The organism is Qipengyuania triglochinis, assembly GCF_054655615.1.
Genome location: NZ_BAAHND010000003.1, coordinates 162455 through 180973 on the forward strand (window position 1 = coordinate 162455; position 18519 = coordinate 180973).

The window sequence follows — 18519 nt, forward strand, 5'->3', positions numbered from 1 at the left end:
CAGGCACAGGCCGTTGTGAAAGCGCAAGGGCCGCTAGCCCTCCATCTGCTCCAGTTCGAGGCCCTTAGTCTCGCGGACCATCAGCCAGACGAAGACTACCGAGACCGCAGCGCTTATCGCATAGAAGCCATAGGCACCGGTTAGGCCAATACTCGCCAGCATGATCGGGAAGGTCATGGTGATGCCGAAATTGGCGACCCATTGGGCAAAGCCGCTGACCGCAAGACCCGACCCACGGATCTGGTTGGGGAACATTTCGCCCAGCATGACCCACATGACAGGGCCCCAGCTGAAGTTAAAAAAGGCGACATAGATGTTCGCGGCGACCAGTGCTGCCAAGCCCGCACCATCCGATAGCTGCAATTTGCCATCGACAAGCGATCCGCTCATGAACGCGAAAGACATGATCGCGAGCGTCACCGCCATACCGATGGAACCGATCAACAACAGCGGTTTGCGGCCAAGCCGGTCAATCAGGGCAATCGCCAGCAGGACAGCTGCGATCGAGATGGCGCCACTCAGGATATTGATCTTGAGGGCATCGGATTCGCTGAACCCGACGGCCTGCCACAAGACCGCACCGTAGTAGAACACCACATTGATACCGACGAGTTGCTGGAAGACCGCCAGTCCAATGCCGACCCACACGATCCGGCGAACCTTGCGTGTGTTGCGGTCGAGCAAATCGGACAGCCTCGGCGCATGATCGTTGGAGACCGAGGTCTCGATTTCACCGACCTTGCGGTTCGCCGTTTCGTGGCCAAACAGTCGGTAAAGCACCGAATGAGCCTTGTCGCGATCACCCCGGGTGACGAGGTAGCGCGGGCTTTCGGGGATGAAGAATAATGCCAGCAGGAAGATCGTTGCCGGTATCAGTTCCATCCAGAACATCCAGCGCCACGCTTCGAAACCGAGCCAGAACTGGTCGGTCGAAGAACCAGCGAACTCAGCCAGCAGATAGTTCGAGAGAAACGCCGCAGTAAGGCCGACGATGATCATGACCTGCTGCAGACTCGAAAGCCGTCCGCGCATAGCAGCAGGAGTCACTTCGCTGATGTAGGCTGGCGCCAAGACGCTGGCAGCCCCTACCGCAAGCCCCCCGATGATGCGGTAGATGACGAACTCTCCGGACGATCCGGCAATACCCGAACCGTAAGCGCTGATGATGAAGAACGCAGCTGCGATGAGCAGTGTGCGCTTGCGCCCGAGAATATCCGAAAGCCTGCCAGCGACGAAAGCGCCGACCGCGCAGCCCAGCAGCATGGAGGCCACGTTGAAGCCGGTGCCGACTTCATCCGAGTCGAACGCGATCCTCAGACCATCGACCGTCCCATTGATAACACCGCTATCGAATCCGAATAGAAACCCGCCCAAGGTGGCAACTGCCACAATTGCGGAAATCAGCGCCATATTGGCACCTGTCTGCGCTCTCTCCAAAATTCCCTCCCATGCTGTGCTGTTGCACAATCGTGTGTATATGTTAGCGCTACCTTTCACGGAAATTTGCGGCTTTGCAAGTCGCCTTTTCACGAAGACAAATTTGGATCCAGGAGAGAATGGCCATGCTGACAGGCAAAAACTACATCGCGGGCGAATGGCGCAACGGCGATCGCACTTTCTCGGCCGTAGAGGCGGCCAGCGGAGACAAGCTCGATCCCGAATTCGCCGAAGCATCAAAATCCGACGTTGCCGATGCTTGCGCCGCCGCTGCAGAAGCGCAGAAGGTATTCGGCAGCCTGGCGCTCGACAAGCGTGCTACCTTCCTGCGCCTGGCAGCTGACAAGATTGACGCGCTTGGCGACACGCTCACCCAGCGTGCCATGGCGGAAAGCGGCCTGCCCGAAGCGCGCCTAAACGGCGAACGCGGCCGCACGGTCGGTCAGTTGCGGCTGTTCGCCGACGAGGTGGAGAACGGCGCGTGGCAAGGTCTGAGGATCGATCATGCCAACCCTGACCGTACTCCGCCCAAGCCCGATCTGCGCATGCGCAAGATTCCGTTGGGCCCGGTCGCTGTATTCGGCGCCAGCAACTTTCCCCTCGCCTTCTCGGTTGCAGGGGGAGACACTGCCTCTGCCTTTGCCGCGGGCTGCTGCGTCGTGGTCAAGGGGCACCCCGCACACCCCGGAACTTCCGAACTGGTGGGCGGCGCAATTGCCGAAGCCGTCAAGGAAAGCGGTTTGCCAGAAGGGGTCTTCTCGCTTCTGTCCGGTACCGATTTCGAACTCGGCGAAGCTCTCGTGAAGGACTCGCGGATCGCAGCAGTCGGCTTTACAGGTTCGCGCGGTGGCGGGCTGGCGCTGATGGAACATGCTGCAAATCGCGAGGTGCCCATCCCCGTCTTTGCCGAGATGAGCAGCATCAACCCGGTCGTTCTCATGCCAAACAAACTCGCAGAAGCGCCCGATGCCTTGGCGGAAGCCTACGTCGGATCGCTGTCGATGGGGGCGGGCCAATTCTGCACCAACCCCGGCATCGTGCTGACGGTTGAAGGCGAGGCAACCGATCGCTTCATCGCAAAGGCGCGTGAAGCCCTGAGCTCGGTTCCTGCCCAGACCATGCTGACCCAGGGGATCAGCGACGCCTATCGCAACGGTATCAATACGCTTGGAGCGCTCGACGGCGCCGAGCCGGTCGGTGTTGGCGAAGAAGGATCGAGTGCCTGCGGTCGTGCGCAGGTCTATACCGTTTCGGCCTCTGCCTTCCGCAAGAATGCCGGCTTCGAGGAAGAAGTTTTCGGCCCGAGTTCGATCATCGTGCGTTGCAGCGATCTTTCCGAAGTTTCTGCCATTCTCGAAAGTCTGGAAGGTCAGCTAACCGCGACTCTTCACCTGAACGAAGCCGACCATAAGGAGGCGGCAAAACTGCTGCCAGTCCTGGAGCAGCGCGCAGGTCGCATTCTGGCCAACGCTTGGCCGACCGGCGTCGACGTCACCCATGCCATGGTCCATGGCGGTCCTTACCCGGCAACTTCGGATGGCCGCAGCACATCAGTGGGTACGCTGGCGATCGATCGGTTCCTTCGTCCGGTTTGTTACCAGGATCTCCCCGAAAGCCTGCTTCCGGCAGCGCTGAAAGACGACGCAAGCGGCACCCTCACCCGTGTCGATGGGACCTACCAACTTTAAGCTAAGCGAGTTGGACCGAACCTAAGTGATCTGGAAGGCGGGGCAGCAGATGCCCCGCCTTTTTTCCTTTGGGTGTTCGATAACCTCTGTACTAAACAGCCCTATCGCAACTTGACGGCACGAACCCGGTGCGCTGTGCCTCTGTCCATACGATGCTGTTATGAGAACAGTTACAGGACGAGGCCATATGACGGACAATTTGACCCTGCTTCTCGGCGGCGCACGGTCGGGGAAAAGCCGCCGGGCGCTGACCTTGGCAGAGGCGCAACCCGCGCCGCACATATTCGTCGCGACGGCCCAGGCCTACGATACCGAGATGGAAGACCGGATCACGCTCCATCGGGCAGAACGCGATGCACGCTGGATCACTGTCGAAGCGCCTCTCGAATTGCCTGAAACAATTCAGAACCAACAGGAAGGCACGGTGGTCGTAGACTGCTGCACGATCTGGCTGTCGAACCTCATGCTTGGCGATCGGGACGCGAACTCTGCCACCGATGACCTGATCGACAGTCTCAAGAACACAAGAGCCGAGGTGCTTCTGGTGAGTAACGAGGTTGGATCGGGCATCGTCCCTGAGCACCCGCTCGGGCGCCGCTTTAGGGATCAACAGGGGTGGCTCAACCAGCGCTTGGCGGAGGTTTGCGACACGGTGGAATTGGTTGTGGCGGGACTGCCACTTAGCCTTAAACGGCCAGTGCCTTAGCCAATCTGGATAGCGATTGAGGGTCGGGAGGAAGTCCGATACGCAGAGCCTGATTGCAGTTTTCGAACCGACGCACGGCAACGCCGTTCTCCGCTAGACCTCGCCAGACTGCAGCCGCATCTTTAGTTTTGACGTAGCGAAAAAGATCGGTTCCACCCGCGTCTTCAAGGCCCGCGCCAGAGAGAACATGCTGCAGCGCAAGCGAAGCATCGGCCAAACGGCCTCGCGTTTTTTTCTGCCATGTTTCGTCTGCGTAAGCCGCCTGTCCTACTGCAAGCGCAGGTCCCGACACGTCCCAACCGCCGACTTTTTCTCCAAGCTCGTCGAGGACCGCCGGCGGCGCTAGAAATGCGCCAAGCCGTACTCCCGCGAGACCGAAGAACTTGCCGAAAGACCGCAAAACGATCAGCCCTGCGCGACCTGCTGCTGGAGCCATGCTGGCCTCGGGATCGAGTTCGGCATAGGCTTCATCGACTATCAGCCACCCGCCACGTCTAGTAAGCCTTCGCCGTGCTTCTTCCATCTCGCCAACTGACCAGCAATGTCCATCGGGATTATTCGGATTCACAAGAACGACGGTATCGACATCTTCGACCACTTCGAGCGGATCGTCCAATTCCCGCACTTCCACTCCCGCAGCATGCCAGCTGTGTCTGTGATCGGCATAGCTTGGAGACCGAACGGCCACGGAACGCGATCTGAGAATGGCTGGCAGTTGTCGGATGACAATCTCTGTCCCACCGACAGCCCGGCAAGCCTCGGGAGCGCATCCAAACGCGTTCGCCATGGCACCTTCACATGCTTTCCGTGCTTCTTCTGTCGGCAATCGTGTCCACGCTTCTGGCGCCAAAGTTGGCACAAAGTAGGGCCAAGGATTGATACCCGTCGAAAGGTCGAGCCAAGGTTTCGGCCCATGTGGAAACGCGCGCGCCAACACATCGATGCGCCCACCGTGACCTGTGAAGAGTTTGTCGTCATTCACAACGAAACAATCCCGCCCACCGCGAAGAGTGTAAGGCCAATTGCGATGACTGCGCGCCGATAGATTGAGAGCGCTTTTGCCAGATCATGCATGAACGCTTCGCGCCCATCGGCATTCAACCAAGGCTCTTCTCTGAGACCGTTGCCATAACATCGGGGACCGGAAAGCCGGATGTCCAGTGCACCAGCCATCGCGGCTTCCGGCCAGCCAGCATTGATAGAGCGATGGGACGATGCATCGCGAACCATGACTCTGAATGATCGCGCTGACCCGCTTACAAGACCGAACAAGAAACCCGTCAGGCGCGCAGGAACGAAACTGGCAATATCGTCAATCCGAGCGGCTATCTTGCCGAATGCCTCGTATTTCGCATTGCGATGCCCAATCATGGAATCGAGCGTGTTGATTGCTTTATACGCGAACAGCCCACGCAGTCCGAACAGTGCGCCCCAGAACAAAGGCGCCGTTACACCGTCAGACGTGTTCTCCGCCAGGCTTTCTATAGCCGCGCGCGCCATCGCTTGCTCATTCAGCGAATGCGTTTCGCGGCCTACGATCTTGCTCAGCGACGATCGGGCGCCCGGTAACCCATTACGTGCAAACGCCTGCGCAACAGCGGCCACATGATCGTTCAGCGATCGGCTCGCGATTAGACTGGCAGCGACCACTGACTGGATTAGCAAGCCCACCACTCCCGAAGGCGCTAGAACTTCGATGGCTAGTCCTGCCGATGCCGCGATAGAAATCATGAAGAGTGCCGCCATGCCGCCAAGAAGGATGCGAACGGCCCTCCCGCTATTTTCCCGGTTCAATAACCGTTCGGCCCGCGTCACGAGCCAGCCGAACCACCGCACCGGATGGCCGATGCGTTTATCCAGCCTATCGGGCCAGCCGCAAAACGCCTCAAGAACCAGCCCGCCCAGCATGATCCAAGCGGCAGTCATCGCGCCAGTTCGAACAACGCTTTTATATCGAGTGCCGTTTCCACTCCATCCGCAAGCTGATCGAGCGCCCGTTCCACATCCTGTTCGTAGTTCAGCGAACTGGTCCTGCCGCTGCGAATGTTACTCAGCCAGCGGGTCCGAAAGGTATCGCTAGCGAACAATCCGTGCAGATAAGTCCCTATTAGCCGCCCACCCGCGCCCACAGCACCATCATTGGTACCATCATCAAATTGGCAGAAAGGCGCATCGAGAGCAGTACCGGTGGATCGACCCGAATGAATTTCGTAGCCAGTCACGGGCTCGCCATCTGCAAGCGTTTTTCCTTGTATAGGACGAACGGTTTTCTCGCCAGACATAACCGTTGTCATATCGAACAGACCGAGGGCGCAAGCAGCCCCCTTCAATCCGTCACGCCCGTCTGGATCCTCGACCCGAGCGCCCAATAGCTGAAACCCGCCGCACAGGCCCACGATATGCGCCCCGGTACGGAATGCAGCGATAATATCGTGATCCCACCCTTCGCCGCGAAGCATGGCGAGATCCGCCAAAGTGGACTTGGTACCGGTGAGTATGATCGCGTCGCACTTGCGGGGAATGGGTTGCCCGGGAGGAATGAAGCGGAGGTCGACGTCTTCTTCCGCTCGCAAGGGATCGAGATCGTCGAAATTGCTGATCCGTGAGAGCATCGGAACGACGATTACAATTCCCTTCCCTTTTGGCAGACGCCGATCGAGCACCACGGCATCTTCCGCCGGAAGTCTCGAAGCCGATGGAAGCCATGGAACAACGCCAAAAGAGCGCCAACCGGTCCTTTTCTCGATGAAGCGGATGCCTTCGTCGAATAGCGAGAGATCCCCGCGGAACCGGTTTATTGCGAAGCCCGCAATCATCGCAGCATCCTGCGGTTCGATAACGGCCTTCGTCCCGATGATGGAGGCGATGACCCCGCCACGGTCAATGTCTCCAACCAGCACCACCGGGACATCGGCGGCGCGCGCAAACCCCATGTTGGCGATGTCGCCTTCCCGCAGATTGACTTCGGCAGGACTCCCCGCGCCCTCGACGATCACCAGATCATACGTATCGCGCAGACGCTCGAACGCTGCCAGAACGGGAGCAAGCAGGCTTCCACGCTTGGCCATGTACTGCGCTGCCTCCTCGCTTCGCAGCGCAGTGCCGTTGACGACGACCTGTGCGCGCCGATCACCTTCGGGCTTCAGCAGCACAGGGTTCATGTCAGTCGAGGGTTCGAGCCCAGCTGCACGTGCCTGCAGCGCCTGGGCCCGCCCGATTTCTCCGCCATCCGAACAGGCGGCCGCGTTGTTCGACATGTTCTGTGGCTTGAAGGGCGCGACCCTTATCCCTCGGCGATGTGCAATGCGGCACAGGGCAGCGACGAGAAGCGACTTGCCGACGTCCGAACCCGTACCCTGAAGCATGATCGCCCGTGCGCCCATCGCGGAATTACGCTGGCCCTTCGATATCGAGACGCAGCCCTTCGCTCTGCTGCGTGACGCGTGAAGCAATGCCGAACACCTTATGCAACATTTCGGGGGTGCAGGTCTCCTGAGGCGTACCATCCGCAACGATCCGACCCTCATGCATCCATATAACGCGGTCCGCATAGCGCATCGCGAGGTCCAGATCGTGGATCACCGTAAGCACGCCGCGACCTTCGCGAGCCATTTCGGCAAACAAACCCATGGTTTGATGCTGGTGCCGGGGATCGAGAGCGGCGATCGGCTCGTCGGCAACCACCAGCGGTGTCTCCGAAGCAAGCGCGCGGGCGAGGTGAACGCGGGCCAATTCGCCTCCGGACAGAGTATCGGCAGCCCGTTGCTCGAAACCCTCCAGCTGGCAGGCGGCGATTGCGCGGGCCACTGCCCCTTCATCTTCCGGCGAAAGGCGGCCCAGCGCTGCGCCATAGGCAAAGCGGCCCAGGGCAACGATGTCCTCGACCGGTTGCGGCCAGACCAAGGGGCGGGTCTGAGGAAGATACGCCACCCGGCGAGCCCGTTCCAGAGGTGACAGGTCCATGACTGCGCCCCCGCCGAGAGAAGCGCTGCCGGTATCGCTGGGCATCAAGCCAAGCGCGAGGCGCAGAAGAGACGTCTTGCCAGAGCCGTTCGGGCCGATCAGCGCCGTCAGCGTGCCTGCTTTCAGCGAAAAACTGGCATCTGCCACAAGCTGCTTGCCGTCGACGGCATAGCTCAGGTTCCGGGCATCGAGCAGAGTCATGCCAGCCTCCTCCGTGCCGCGATCCAGATGAATACCGGCGCCCCCAACAGCGACGCAACAACACCCAGCTTTAGTTCGCTGTCGGTCGGCAGAACGCGCACGCCGATATCGGCCACGACCAGGATAAATGCGCCGAGCAAGGCGGAAGGTATGAGCAGACGTGCCGGATCATATCGCAGGAATGGCCGCACGAGATGCGGCGCCACGATACCGACAAAGCCAATCGCTCCGGCAAGTGAGACCGCCGCGCCGGTGGCGAGCCCTGCCCCGATGATGACCGCCAGCCGCTGGCGGCGCAGATCGAGCCCCAGCCCTTCGGCTGCCTCGTCGCCCAGCGCCAATGCCGACAAACCGCGCCGCGAGAGCAACAGCACGACAGCACCTGCGATCATGAAAGGAGAGGCAAATGCCAGATCAGCGAAACTGCGATTGTCGACCGTTCCCAACATCCAGTTCACCATATCGGCGAGGCTAAAGGGATTGGGGGCAAGGTTCATCAAGAGCGCCATGATCGCAGCAGAAAAACTCGACAGGCCAACGCCGATCAGGATCAGTGTGACGACCGAGCGAGTCCGGATCGCCGCCAGAGCGACGACCAATGTCGCAAGCAGTGCACCGGCGACCGCCGCCAGTGGCAAAACCAATGGCCCAAAGGCGGCGAAACCAAAATAGAGCACGAAAGTCGCGAATAGGGCGGCCGTTGCGGAGACCCCGAGAATTCCCGGTTCTGCGAGCGGATTGCGAAGGAGGCCCTGAAGCGCGGCACCGCTCATGCCGAGCGCTGCACCTACCATGGCCGCAGCCAGCGCGCGGGGGAGACGGATTTGCCAGACGACCAACCTATCCCCTTCGCTGCCCTGGAAGGCGAGCGCAGCCAGCAAACGGTCGATTGGCAAGGATACCGACCCCAGCGTCACCGAAAGCAATAAGGCCGCTATCAGTGTAGCGCCGAGCATGGCCACAACCCGGTTCACGACGGTTCCTCCGCCGCTGCAGCCAGGGCCTCCACGGCATCAACCACGAACCACCCGCCGCATGCAGTCCACGCCCCTTCCAGCGGCACCACGGGCAAATCCCTCAACTGGGTTTGGGCCACCGGATGACGCGCAGCGCTCCAGTTGTCGACGTGGTTCGTCCCTCCCTCGAAGAATGATGCGGCAATCAGATCCGGCTTCTCGTAAGCGAGCCGCTCCAGCGGAAGCGGATTCCAGCCGGGCCGACCCTGGAAATTATCCACCCCCGCAGCCACGAACAGTTCGTGCACCAAGCTTCCTTCTCCGGTCGTGACGCCCGCTGGTGTCATATAGAGCGCACTCCTTCGTGGGTGTTTTCGTGCCGATATCGCCCGGAGCCGGCTATCCATTTCGGCCACCAATCCTTCAGCTTTTTCGGGTTTTCCAAGCGCGGTCCCGACACGCAAGACTTCGCTGCGAACTTCGTCCAGCGTCTGCGGAAAGCCGATCTGGATCACCGGAACTCCGGGCTTCTCCAGGAAGTTGGCGATGTCATGCCCCCCGCCATAGGTTCGCACCACCAGATCGGGTTGAAGTGCAAGGACATCTGCCGTGCGCGGGCGAACTGTCCGAATGCCCCCGGCTTCCGCCCGCATGTAGGAGAAGCTCTTTTCGGCATCGGGCGACAGAGCGAGTATGTCACCCCGATCAGCGAACTTCAGCACATATTGGTCCGCACAGTAATCGAGGCTGACGATCCGCCGCGGCGCGTCAGAGTCAGCCCTTGGCCCCGGAGCCTGCGCACAGGCTGCGAGGAAAAGGCTTGCCAACGCCGCGAGGATCGCCAGCCGGATCATCAGAGCCGGTAACGCACGCCGCCGAATGCTGCACGTCCAGGCTGGCCGTACCGGAACACGGTTTCATACTCGGTATCGAAGAGGTTCTCGATGCGTCCGAAAACTTCAAGGTTGTCAGTAAGACCGTAGCTCGCGCGAACATCGGTCACGACATACCCATCGAGTTCGCGGCTGTTGCTGGCATTATCGAAGCTGTCGCCGACCATCAGGACGGTCGCACCGATCCCGATGCCGCTTTCCAGTCTGTAATCCACCACTACACTGGCCTTGTCCTTGGCCCGTCGGGGAAGGAAATTGCCGGTCGTCTCATCGACTGCATCGATCGTAGTGTAATTCAACGCAACATCGAAGCCATCGACCGGGCGCATGGCTACGCCAAGCTCCCAGCCATGGGCGGAGGCGAGTTCCGTATTGTCGTAGAAGCCGTAAGGATCGGTGTCGGTCGACACGAACCCGATCAGATTCTTTGAATCGCGTTCGAAATAGGTCGCGCCGACCTGGGCCCGACCGCCGAGAAAGCGATGGGTGAGTCCGACGTCCCAGCTCTCGGACGTCTCCGGCATAAGCGCCGTGTTCCCGTAAACGCTGTATAGCTGGTAAAGCGATGGGGCCTTGAACCCTTCGCCATAGCTTGCCCGCAGCACCGTTGCGCCCGCATTAGGCGAATATGCACCACTGGCGGCGAAGGTCGTTTCGTCGCCATAGGTCTCGTGATCGTCGTAGCGAAGGCCCCCCGTCAGCGAGAGGCCGCTGAATGGGGTGAGGTTGAGCTGGCCATAGGCGCTGTTGAGCCATACATCGGCCTTTTCCGGCGTGCCGCCATAGCTTGAACTGCGGAATTCGGACTCTTCGCGCTCGGCACCGAATACGAGTTCGGCGAAGGTGGTTGCGTCGAAAACGCCCTGATATTCGTAGCGACGGTTTTCGCCATTCGCATCGAAAGTCTCGCTGTCGCTGCCAAAATCGAAATTGCGACGGTCGATATTGGTATAGGCGAAACCCAATCGGTTGCGCATTCGCCCGTCGAGCAGATCAGCCTTGATACCGGCATATCCGACGAAGTCGTTGCGATAGGACACCTCTTGCGTATCCTCGAAACCATCGGCCCCAAAACCGTCGATGTCCGTCTCGCCGTCTGCATAAAATGCGCGCAAATCGACCGAGACGTTATCCGCCAAGGCAATGTCGAGCTTGCCGTTGACGCCAAGGCTTTCGAAACCGTCCTTCTCCTTGCCGCCCCGCGCTTCGCTGAAGGCAGAAATGCCGTCCGTCCGCAGATAGGTCGCGCCGACGCTGGCACCTACGGGTCCGAAGCGACCGGCCACATTGCCGACCAGTTCCGCCGTATCGCGCTCCCCGTATTCCCCGCTCAGAAAGACGCCAAGGTCGTCGCTGGGTTCACGCGTAATCAGATTGATCACACCGCCGATCGCCTGACTTCCGTAAAGCACGCTTTGGGAGCCGCGCACAATTTCAACCCGGGAGATGTTGCCGGTCAGGAGAGTACCGAAGTTGAAACCCCCGCCCGGTGAAGCCGGATCGTTGAGCTTGATGCCGTCGATCAGAACCACGGTCTGGTCGCTATCCGCACCGCGGATGGAAACGCTGGTACTCGTCCCGAGGCCGCCATTGCGGTTGAAGGTGACACCGGGAACCGTACGTAGCAGGTCGAGAACTTCGCTGGGCTGGCGGTTCACGATTTCTGTTTCGCCAATCACGGTTACCGATTCACCGACCTGGCTGATCTCACGACCGGTGCGATTGGCTGTCACCACGATGATCTCGCCATCGGTATCGGTTGCTGCAGGTAAGTCGGTCGATTGCGCGAAAGCGCCGGTTGAACACAGGGCAAGTACAGCCGCTGCGGAAGACGTATAAAATGCGGGTTTCATCAAGAAATCCAAAGCCATACCCGGCAGGGGCTCCGGCGCCCGCCAGGTTAATCGACAGATGGCCACACTGCGACAATCATGGTCGCAGCGCCGGTAACCGGCCTAGCTGCCGTTACTTCGGAAAATAACTTTCCTGTCCCATTGGGCTAGACCCGGCCCCGGACGAACGACGCGACGGCAGGTTTCCTGACTTGCCGATCATCGCCTTCGAACCGCCTTCCCGGAAACGCCTTTTGATGGGCAATCCAGTGGCATAAGTGGTCCGGGGCTCCCGGCTTACAGTTGCGGGCACAGCGTCGGATTTGCCCAACCGGGCTCACCGACTTCCCTCTTAGCTTCAGGCGTTTTGCACCTGAGGCACCGTCTGCCGGCGCCAATGGGCGGAGAGATGGCCGCTGTCAATCCTGCCCGGTCAGAAGTCGAGCCCCTGCTGCGCCCGGATTCCGGCATGGAAGGCGTGCTTGATTTCGCGCATCTCGCTAACCGTATCGGCATATTCGATCAGCTCGGGCTTCGCATCGCGACCTGTCAGGATGACGCGCGTGTTTCCACGGCGCTCCAGCACATCAATCACGGCCTCCGGTGTGAGATAATCGTACCTCAGGGCGATGTTGATCTCGTCGAGCAGGACCAGATCATAATCGCCGCCGCCAATCAGTTCGTCGGCTTTGGCGAGTGCCTTTTCGGCAGCTTCGATGTCGCGGTCGCGATCCTGCGTGTCCCATGTGAAGCCATCGCCCATTACGTGCCAGTCCACCAGATCAGGGAAGCGAGCGAAGAACTGCTTTTCGCCGGTCTTCCACTTGCCCTTGATGAACTGGACCACTGCGACTTTCTGGCCCCAGCCCAAAGCGCGGGCCATGACCCCGAAAGCAGAGCTAGACTTGCCTTTCCCATCGCCCGTGTGGACCAGAACGACGCCGCGCTGCGGATCTTTAAGTTCGCGACGTCGCTTGGCCTGCTCGGCCTGCAGTTTCTTCATCTGCGCCTTGTGTTCGCCCTGCCCGGTTTCGCTCATGTCATCTGGTCCGTTTCGAAGGTGAGAAAATCGCCGAAGTCCAGCTTCAGCTCGTATGGATCGGCATGTCCCAAGGCGGCAGCCATAGCTCGTGCCACTCCGAGGTGACTTACGGCCAGGACGTCGCCCTGATCGTTCGCAATCGCAGTAAGATAGATACTTACGCGTTGCACCAACTGGGCAACACATTCGCCGCCGTGGGGACGAGCGCCCTCGATATCTTCGGCCCACAGATCGATCTCTGCGCGGGGAATATCGTCCCAGCGTTTCATTTCCCATCGCCCGAAGTCGATTTCGCAGAGCCTCGGATCGGCCTGAACTTCGAGACCCAGCATGGGTGCCAGCTCTTCCGCGAGCTCCCGGCATCGGCGCAGCGGACTGGTATGCAATCGGGCAACGGGCCGGTTCAGACGGCTGAGAAGCTGCTCGAGCTCGTCCTGACGCGGGATGTGGGCAGTGATGTCTGACTGTCCATAGCATACGCCACGCGACACCTCCGGCTCTCCGTGGCGCAGCAGGATCAGAGCCATGCGAGCAGGCCGAGATAGAAGCCTATTTCAGATACTTGCTGAACGGCACCAAGGCAGTCGCCCGTGTATCCGCCCAGCTTGCGCTCGAACAGCAGGCGCGTTGCCCCATGGCCTACGCATAGGCCGACTACAGCGCTGACAGCTGCAGCGATGCCAACGAAGAGACCGAAGATTAGCAAAGCAATCAGCCCGGTAAGCCAGGCAACGACCAACCCGTCGCGCGCTATTCCGCCAGCCACGGGATTGGCTATGCCTTCGGGTCGCGCGTAGTTGCTGGTGGCGATCACAACCACTGCCGACAGACGCGAAAGCCCGTGCGCGACGGGTAATGCGGCCAGCGCGCTCCAGGGGAGGATTGAAGAAAGGGCGGCGACCTTCAGGCTCAGGGCGACGAACAATGCCGCGGCCCCGAATGTGCCCAGCCGGCTGTCGCGCATGATTTCCATCATCCGCTCTGGCGCCGAGGCGCCCAATCCGTCGAAGAGATCCGCCAGCCCGTCTTCGTGAAAGGCGCCGGTGGCAAGCAAGGTGGCGGCAGTGGCGAAGATCGCGCCGATAATCCCGCCGCCGATCCCCGATCCCAGCGCGAAGCCGATCGCCCCGATTGCGCCGATCAGGATGCCGACGAGCGGATAGAAGGCGGGAGCGGCTTCGAAGTCGCTTTTTCCAAGAGTTTTCGTACGCACCGGGATGCGGGTGAGGAACATCCAGGCGGCCAGGAAAGCGGCCAGCGGTCTTGTCATGACGCTACGGTTTCAGCGCTGGAGACGCCTGCCTGCGAGAAGCTGGCCATCGAGAAAAGCGAGAGGGCGGCGCGGATGATGGGGACGGCCAGGAGGGCTCCGGTGCCTTCTCCCAGACGCATGTCGAAATCCAGCAGGGGATCCGCATCCAGCCATTCGAGAAGGGCCCGGTGCCCCTGTTCTGCGGAGCGGTGCGCATAGACGAAAGCCTTTGCGCATGCCGGTTCGATTGCCCGTGCCAATGCGGCGGAGGAGGTGGCGATGAAGCCGTCTACGACCACCAGCTTTCCTGCCTCCGCGGCGCCGATCATGGCGCCGGCCATGGTGCCGATTTCGAAGCCGCCGACCTCTGCCAGAACTTCCAGCGAAGCGAGCGCTCCGGTGCGCCTGGCGGCGCGTTCGAGCACGTCTTGTTTGTGCGAGAGGGCGGCATCGTCGAGGCCTGTCCCGCGGCCTACCAGCTTTGCGATTTCGAGGCCGCTGAGCTTGTGGACCACCAGCGTTGCGGCGGAGGTATTGGCAATACCCATCTCACCAAAACAGGCGATTTTTCCTGCCAGATCAACGCCATAGCGGCGCCCCTGATCGACAGCGCGGCGCGCGCAATCGGAGGTCATGGCCGGCCCTTTTACACTGTCCGCAGTGCCTTCGCCGAGCCGCATATTTACCAAGGCGGAGTGGCCCGAAGGAGGCGTTGCGATGCCGCAATCCACCACGGTTACGGGGATGCCCAGAGTGTTCGCGATGGCGTTTGCGGCAGCGCCGCCGGCGAGGAAATTGGCGACCATCTGGCCGGTGACTTCCTGCGGGAAAGCCGAGACGCCATTGGCGGCAATACCGTGATCTCCGGCGAAAATCGTAAGGGTTGCAGCGGCTTGTTCGGTCAGTTCATGGCCCAGCACCGAGGCGGCCTGGACGGCCAGTTTCTCAAGACGGCCAAGCGATCCGACCGGCTTGGTCTTGTCGTCGAGTATGCTCTGCAGGTCTGCCTTCGTCATGCCGTGCGTTTAGCGCAAGGCCTTCGCGATACAACATCACTGTTCCGAAATTGGGCCCGAACACCCTCTTGATCGGCCCGGTCCCAGGCCGATCAAGCCCGGTTAGGCGAATTCACCGCGGCGATAAGCTTCGAACGCGTCGCGAATCTCTTCCTGGCTATTCATCACGAACGGACCATGCGCCACCACCGGCTCTCCGATCGGATCGGCATGGCCGAACAGGATGAGTGCGCCATCGGGTGCCGTCACCTCGATTTCGTCACCATCGTCGAAGCGGGCGAGGCAATGTTCGGGCACTCTGTCATTGCCGATGCGGACCGATCCCTGGACGGAGTAGAACAGGATATTGCGGCCAGCGGGTGCCGGCAGGCTGGCGCTGCTGCCCGGCCGCATATGGACGGTTGCCAGCGCAACGCCGGTCAGCGAGGAAACGGGGGCATCCTCGAAGCCCGAGACGGGTCGAAGCTCGACGCCATCCGCCAGTGAAAGCGAAGGAATCTTCGCCGCCGGGACTTCGATGTAATCGGGATCGGTGAATTTGAGCCTTGCGGGCAGATTGACCCATAGCTGCAAGATTTCCAGCGGCCCGCCATCGCGTTTGAAGCTGTCGGGCGAAAGTTCGGAATGGACGATGCCCGATCCCGCCGTCATCCACTGCACCCCGCCATCGGCCACCACGCTCTGCGCGCCGCTGCTGTCCTGATGCGCGAGGCTCCCTTCCACCATGAAAGTCACCGTCTCGAACCCGCGATGCGGATGCGGGCCGAAGGGCAGGCCGTTGTTGCCCGGCGGATAGCTTTGCGGGCCATGGTGATTGAGAAAGAGGAACGGATCGATCTGCGGCAGGCTTGGCCCGGGCAGCGGCCTGCGCGTGGTCAGATCGGCGATATCGTCACGATAGGCGCGGTGGACTGAGCGAAGGGCGCGTGAAGTCATGCCGTCACCCCTGTGTCTTCGAGGCCCGGCACTTCGGGGCGCGGCCCTGGCGGCACGATGCCATTGGGATTTATATGCTCGTGGCTTTCGTAATAGTGATGCCGGATGTGCTCGAAATTCACTGTCTCGTCCACGCCATCCAGTTCATACAGCCGCCGCGTCAGCGCTGCCAGATTGGGGTAATCGGCAATTCGGCGGCGGTTGCATTTGAAATGCGTGTGATAGACGTGGTCGAACCGGATCAGCGTGGTCCACAGGCGGATATCCGCCTCGGTCAGCTGTCCGCCAACCAGCCAGTCCTGCCCTTCGAGCCGTTGCTCCAGCTTGTCGAGCGTGTCGAACAGAGGCCCGATCGCCTCGTCATAGGCGGATTGCGATGTCGCGAAGCCCGCCTTGTACACGCCGTTATTGACCGCGTGATAAACCTCCTCGTTCAGCGCATCGATCTCGTCACGGTGCGCTTCGGGGTAAAGGTCCAGCTCTGTGGCCCCGACATTGTCGAAGGCACTGCCTAGCATGCGCAGGATATCGGCGCTTTCGTTGTTCACGATGGTGCCTTGCTTGATATCCCACAGCACCGGCACGGTGACATGGCCGCTGAAATCGGGTTTCGCCGCGGTATAGACCTCGTGCAGATTATCGGCATCCAGCAGCGGATCGGGCGTGACGCATTCGCCATCGCGGAAAGACCAGCCGCCTTCCTTCATTAGCCAGTGGACCACCACCAGTTCGATCATGCCTTCCAGCCCCTTCAGCCGCCGCGCCACGGTGGCACGGTGCGCCCACGGGCAGGCCAGGCTGACATACAGGCGATAGCGCCCCAGTTCGGCGGCAAACCCGCCCTCCCCGGTCGGCCCGGCGGACCCGTCGGGGGTTATCCAGTTGCGGAAAGGGCTTTCGGTGCGTTCGAACTTGCCGCTGTCCTCGTCATTGTAATCCCATTCGTCATACCATTTGCCGTCTTTGAGAAATCCCATGTCCCGTCCCCTTACACATCGTCCGCGCTGAACGGATATTGGCGGCGTTCGTGCTGGATGCTGATCCAGTGTGTGCTGGTGAAGGCGTCGATCGCCCATTCGCCGTTGAAGCGGCCGATGCCAGAATTCTTGACCCCGCCGAAGGGGGCAAAGGGGCTGTCGTTCACCGTCTGGTCGTTGATATGCGTCATGCCTGCCTGCACCTGTTTGGCGAAGGCGAGCGCGCGGCCTTCATCGCGGCTGAACACCGCGCTCGACAGGCCCATCTCGGTGGCATTGGCCAGTTCCAGCGCATGGTCTTCATCCCGCGCGCGCTGGATCGGCGCGATGGGGCCGAATATCTCATTGGCGACGAGGCAGCTGTCTTCGCCGACATCGGTGAAGACATGCGGCGGCATGACCAACCCGTCAGGCTCGCCGCCCAGCGCGCAGGTCGCGCCTTCTTCCTTCGCCTTGGCGATCATGTCGGAAATGCCGTCGAACTGGTCGCGGTTGACGATCGGGCCGATGAAGCACTTGGGATCTTCGCGCTTGCCGACCGGCAATTGCTTCACCCGCTCCACGAACTTCTCGACGAATTCGTCGTAAATCGCGTCTTCCACGATAATGCGGTTGGCGATCATGCAGATCTGGCCCTGGTGCATGAACTTGCCCCAGACGCTGGCTTCCACCGCGCGGTCCAGATCGGCATCGTCCAGCACCACAATCGGGCTGTTGCCGCCCAGTTCCAGCTCGACCGATTTGATCCGGTCCCCGTCCAGCGCGGCCTTGCCCACGCCGCGGCCCACAGGGGTGGAGCCGGTGAAGCTGACGACAGAAGGGATCGGATGGCGGATCAACGCATCGCCAATGGTGGAACCGGAACCCGGCAGCACCGAAACCAGCCCTTCGGGCAGGCCCGCTTCCTCGCAAATGGCGGCAAAGATCGTGCCGCCGGTAACGATCGTGTCGCTGGCAGGCTTGATCACCACGCCATTGCCCAGCGCCAATGCGGGGAACAGCGTGCGCGCGGTTAATTGCAGCGGGAAATTCCACGGGCTGATCAGCGCGATGACCCCGGCAGGCTGGCGATAGGCGCGCGATTCCTTGCCCGGAATATCTTCCGGCATGATCGCGCCCTTGACCATATAGGGCAATGTTGCCGCTTCGGAGCGGGCGACCTGCGTCACCAGCATCAGTTCCAGCGCGGCCTTCAGCTTGGTGCCCCCGGCCTCGCGCACGATCCAGCCGGCGATCTCGTCCTTGCGGGCTTCCAGAATGTCGGCAATCGCGTGCATCTTCGCGGCGCGCGCGGCGGGCGGCATGGCGCCCCATTCGCGCTGCGCCTTTTGCGCCGCCTTGCAGGCTTCATCGACATCGTCTTCGGTGGTGGAGGCCACTTCGAAGATGGTGGTTTCGTCCCACGGGCAGATGTTGGCGATCGCATCGCCGCTTGCCTTGCGCCAGCTTCCGCCGACGAAGGATTGATCGAGCTTTTGGTATGTATCGGACATAGTGCCGAAGCGATTGCTTACGGATTAGGTTCCTTTTCGCCACGTGATAGCGCTATCATTTTGCGAAGGGGAAGCTATCGTTGCACCCAACGGGGCCGGTCCATGAAGGCTGGCAGGACACGAGGGA

General features: G+C 60.9%; 17 protein-coding genes and 1 riboswitch. Of the genes, 2 read left to right on the forward strand and 15 right to left on the reverse strand.

Annotation, left to right across the window (positions count from 1 at the left end):
• Window positions 1–33: 33 nt before the first annotated feature.
• On the reverse strand, window positions 34–1440 hold the full coding sequence (locus tag ACYQ0G_RS12615) for a sugar porter family MFS transporter (protein ID WP_460103371.1): 1407 nt from the start codon (window positions 1438–1440) through the stop codon (window positions 34–36).
• A 122-nt stretch (window positions 1441–1562) separates the two neighbouring features.
• Between ACYQ0G_RS12615 and ACYQ0G_RS12620 the strand changes: the two genes are divergently transcribed.
• Window positions 1563–3125 carry an aldehyde dehydrogenase (NADP(+)) gene (locus ACYQ0G_RS12620; RefSeq protein ID WP_460103163.1) on the forward strand — a complete coding sequence of 521 codons (1563 nt, stop codon included), beginning with the start codon at window positions 1563–1565 and terminating at the stop codon, window positions 3123–3125.
• Window positions 3126–3312: 187 nt separating this feature from the next.
• Complete coding sequence (gene cobU / locus ACYQ0G_RS12625) at window positions 3313–3831, forward strand: bifunctional adenosylcobinamide kinase/adenosylcobinamide-phosphate guanylyltransferase (protein WP_460103165.1); 519 nt, start codon at window positions 3313–3315, stop codon at window positions 3829–3831.
• Here the strand turns inward: cobU and cobD are convergent.
• From cobD to ACYQ0G_RS12695, 14 genes are all read right to left on the reverse strand, one after another.
• Window positions 3812–4813, reverse strand: a complete 1002-nt coding sequence (gene cobD / locus ACYQ0G_RS12630; protein ID WP_460103167.1) for a threonine-phosphate decarboxylase CobD — start codon at window positions 4811–4813, stop codon at window positions 3812–3814. The two genes, cobU and cobD, sit on opposite strands and share 20 nt — an antisense overlap.
• A complete protein-coding gene (cbiB, locus tag ACYQ0G_RS12635; RefSeq protein ID WP_460103169.1) occupies window positions 4810–5757 on the reverse strand; it encodes an adenosylcobinamide-phosphate synthase CbiB in 948 nt (315 codons plus the stop codon). The genes cobD and cbiB overlap by 4 nt, the downstream gene beginning before the upstream one ends.
• A complete protein-coding gene (locus ACYQ0G_RS12640; protein ID WP_460103372.1) occupies window positions 5754–7214 on the reverse strand; it encodes a cobyric acid synthase in 1461 nt (486 codons plus the stop codon). The genes cbiB and ACYQ0G_RS12640 overlap by 4 nt, the downstream gene beginning before the upstream one ends.
• A 7-nt stretch (window positions 7215–7221) precedes the next feature.
• Complete coding sequence (locus ACYQ0G_RS12645; protein WP_460103171.1) at window positions 7222–7995, reverse strand: ABC transporter ATP-binding protein; 774 nt, start codon at window positions 7993–7995, stop codon at window positions 7222–7224.
• The gene (locus tag ACYQ0G_RS12650; protein ID WP_460103173.1) at window positions 7992–8969 is read right to left on the reverse strand and encodes a FecCD family ABC transporter permease; all 978 of its coding nucleotides are present in this window, start codon (window positions 8967–8969) and stop codon (window positions 7992–7994) included. Before ACYQ0G_RS12650 ends, ACYQ0G_RS12645 begins: the two co-directional genes overlap by 4 nt.
• Window positions 8966–9805, reverse strand: a complete 840-nt coding sequence (locus ACYQ0G_RS12655; protein ID WP_460103175.1) for an ABC transporter substrate-binding protein — start codon at window positions 9803–9805, stop codon at window positions 8966–8968. Before ACYQ0G_RS12655 ends, ACYQ0G_RS12650 begins: the two co-directional genes overlap by 4 nt.
• Window positions 9805–11697 (reverse strand): TonB-dependent receptor plug domain-containing protein, encoded by a 1893-nt coding sequence (locus ACYQ0G_RS12660; RefSeq protein WP_460103177.1) that lies wholly within the window; start codon window positions 11695–11697, stop codon window positions 9805–9807. Before ACYQ0G_RS12660 ends, ACYQ0G_RS12655 begins: the two co-directional genes overlap by 1 nt.
• Window positions 11698–11856: 159 nt before the next feature.
• Window positions 11857–12077: riboswitch (cobalamin riboswitch) on the reverse strand.
• A 32-nt stretch (window positions 12078–12109) separates the two neighbouring features.
• The gene (cobO, locus tag ACYQ0G_RS12665) at window positions 12110–12715 is read right to left on the reverse strand and encodes a cob(I)yrinic acid a,c-diamide adenosyltransferase (protein WP_460103179.1); all 606 of its coding nucleotides are present in this window, start codon (window positions 12713–12715) and stop codon (window positions 12110–12112) included.
• Window positions 12712–13245 carry a histidine phosphatase family protein gene (locus ACYQ0G_RS12670; RefSeq protein ID WP_460103181.1) on the reverse strand — a complete coding sequence of 178 codons (534 nt, stop codon included), beginning with the start codon at window positions 13243–13245 and terminating at the stop codon, window positions 12712–12714. Before ACYQ0G_RS12670 ends, cobO begins: the two co-directional genes overlap by 4 nt.
• Entirely contained in the window at window positions 13236–13988 is a 753-nt protein-coding gene (gene cobS / locus ACYQ0G_RS12675) for an adenosylcobinamide-GDP ribazoletransferase (protein ID WP_460103183.1), read from the reverse strand. Before cobS ends, ACYQ0G_RS12670 begins: the two co-directional genes overlap by 10 nt.
• On the reverse strand, window positions 13985–14986 hold the full coding sequence (gene cobT, locus ACYQ0G_RS12680) for a nicotinate-nucleotide--dimethylbenzimidazole phosphoribosyltransferase (protein ID WP_460103185.1): 1002 nt from the start codon (window positions 14984–14986) through the stop codon (window positions 13985–13987). Before cobT ends, cobS begins: the two co-directional genes overlap by 4 nt.
• A gap of 102 nt (window positions 14987–15088) precedes the next feature.
• Complete coding sequence (locus ACYQ0G_RS12685) at window positions 15089–15922, reverse strand: pirin family protein (protein WP_460103187.1); 834 nt, start codon at window positions 15920–15922, stop codon at window positions 15089–15091.
• Complete coding sequence (locus ACYQ0G_RS12690) at window positions 15919–16899, reverse strand: glutathione S-transferase family protein (protein ID WP_460103190.1); 981 nt, start codon at window positions 16897–16899, stop codon at window positions 15919–15921. Before ACYQ0G_RS12690 ends, ACYQ0G_RS12685 begins: the two co-directional genes overlap by 4 nt.
• 11 nt (window positions 16900–16910) lie before the next feature.
• Window positions 16911–18392 carry an aldehyde dehydrogenase family protein gene (locus ACYQ0G_RS12695; RefSeq protein ID WP_460103191.1) on the reverse strand — a complete coding sequence of 494 codons (1482 nt, stop codon included), beginning with the start codon at window positions 18390–18392 and terminating at the stop codon, window positions 16911–16913.
• Window positions 18393–18519: the final 127 nt, after the last annotated feature.

Excerpts from the sequence above, each read along its gene's own strand:
- cobO (WP_460103179.1), bottom strand. The coding sequence starts at position 12,715 with ATGAGCGAAACCGGGCAGGGCGAACACAAGGCGCAGATGAAGAAACTG.
- ACYQ0G_RS12690 (WP_460103190.1), bottom strand. The coding sequence starts at position 16,899 with ATGGGATTTCTCAAAGACGGCAAATGGTATGACGAATGGGATTACAAT.
- cobS (WP_460103183.1), bottom strand. The coding sequence starts at position 13,988 with ATGACAAGACCGCTGGCCGCTTTCCTGGCCGCCTGGATGTTCCTCACC.
- ACYQ0G_RS12670 (WP_460103181.1), bottom strand. The coding sequence starts at position 13,245 with ATGGCTCTGATCCTGCTGCGCCACGGAGAGCCGGAGGTGTCGCGTGGC.
- ACYQ0G_RS12640 (WP_460103372.1), bottom strand. The coding sequence starts at position 7,214 with ATGGGCGCACGGGCGATCATGCTTCAGGGTACGGGTTCGGACGTCGGC.
- ACYQ0G_RS12685 (WP_460103187.1), bottom strand. The coding sequence starts at position 15,922 with ATGACTTCACGCGCCCTTCGCTCAGTCCACCGCGCCTATCGTGACGAT.
- ACYQ0G_RS12655 (WP_460103175.1), bottom strand. The coding sequence starts at position 9,805 with ATGATCCGGCTGGCGATCCTCGCGGCGTTGGCAAGCCTTTTCCTCGCA.
- ACYQ0G_RS12620 (WP_460103163.1), top strand. The coding sequence starts at position 1,563 with ATGCTGACAGGCAAAAACTACATCGCGGGCGAATGGCGCAACGGCGAT.
- ACYQ0G_RS12695 (WP_460103191.1), bottom strand. The coding sequence starts at position 18,392 with ATGTCCGATACATACCAAAAGCTCGATCAATCCTTCGTCGGCGGAAGC.
- ACYQ0G_RS12660 (WP_460103177.1), bottom strand. The coding sequence starts at position 11,697 with ATGAAACCCGCATTTTATACGTCTTCCGCAGCGGCTGTACTTGCCCTG.
- cbiB (WP_460103169.1), bottom strand. The coding sequence starts at position 5,757 with ATGACTGCCGCTTGGATCATGCTGGGCGGGCTGGTTCTTGAGGCGTTT.
- ACYQ0G_RS12645 (WP_460103171.1), bottom strand. The coding sequence starts at position 7,995 with ATGACTCTGCTCGATGCCCGGAACCTGAGCTATGCCGTCGACGGCAAG.
- cobT (WP_460103185.1), bottom strand. The coding sequence starts at position 14,986 with ATGACGAAGGCAGACCTGCAGAGCATACTCGACGACAAGACCAAGCCG.
- cobU (WP_460103165.1), top strand. The coding sequence starts at position 3,313 with ATGACGGACAATTTGACCCTGCTTCTCGGCGGCGCACGGTCGGGGAAA.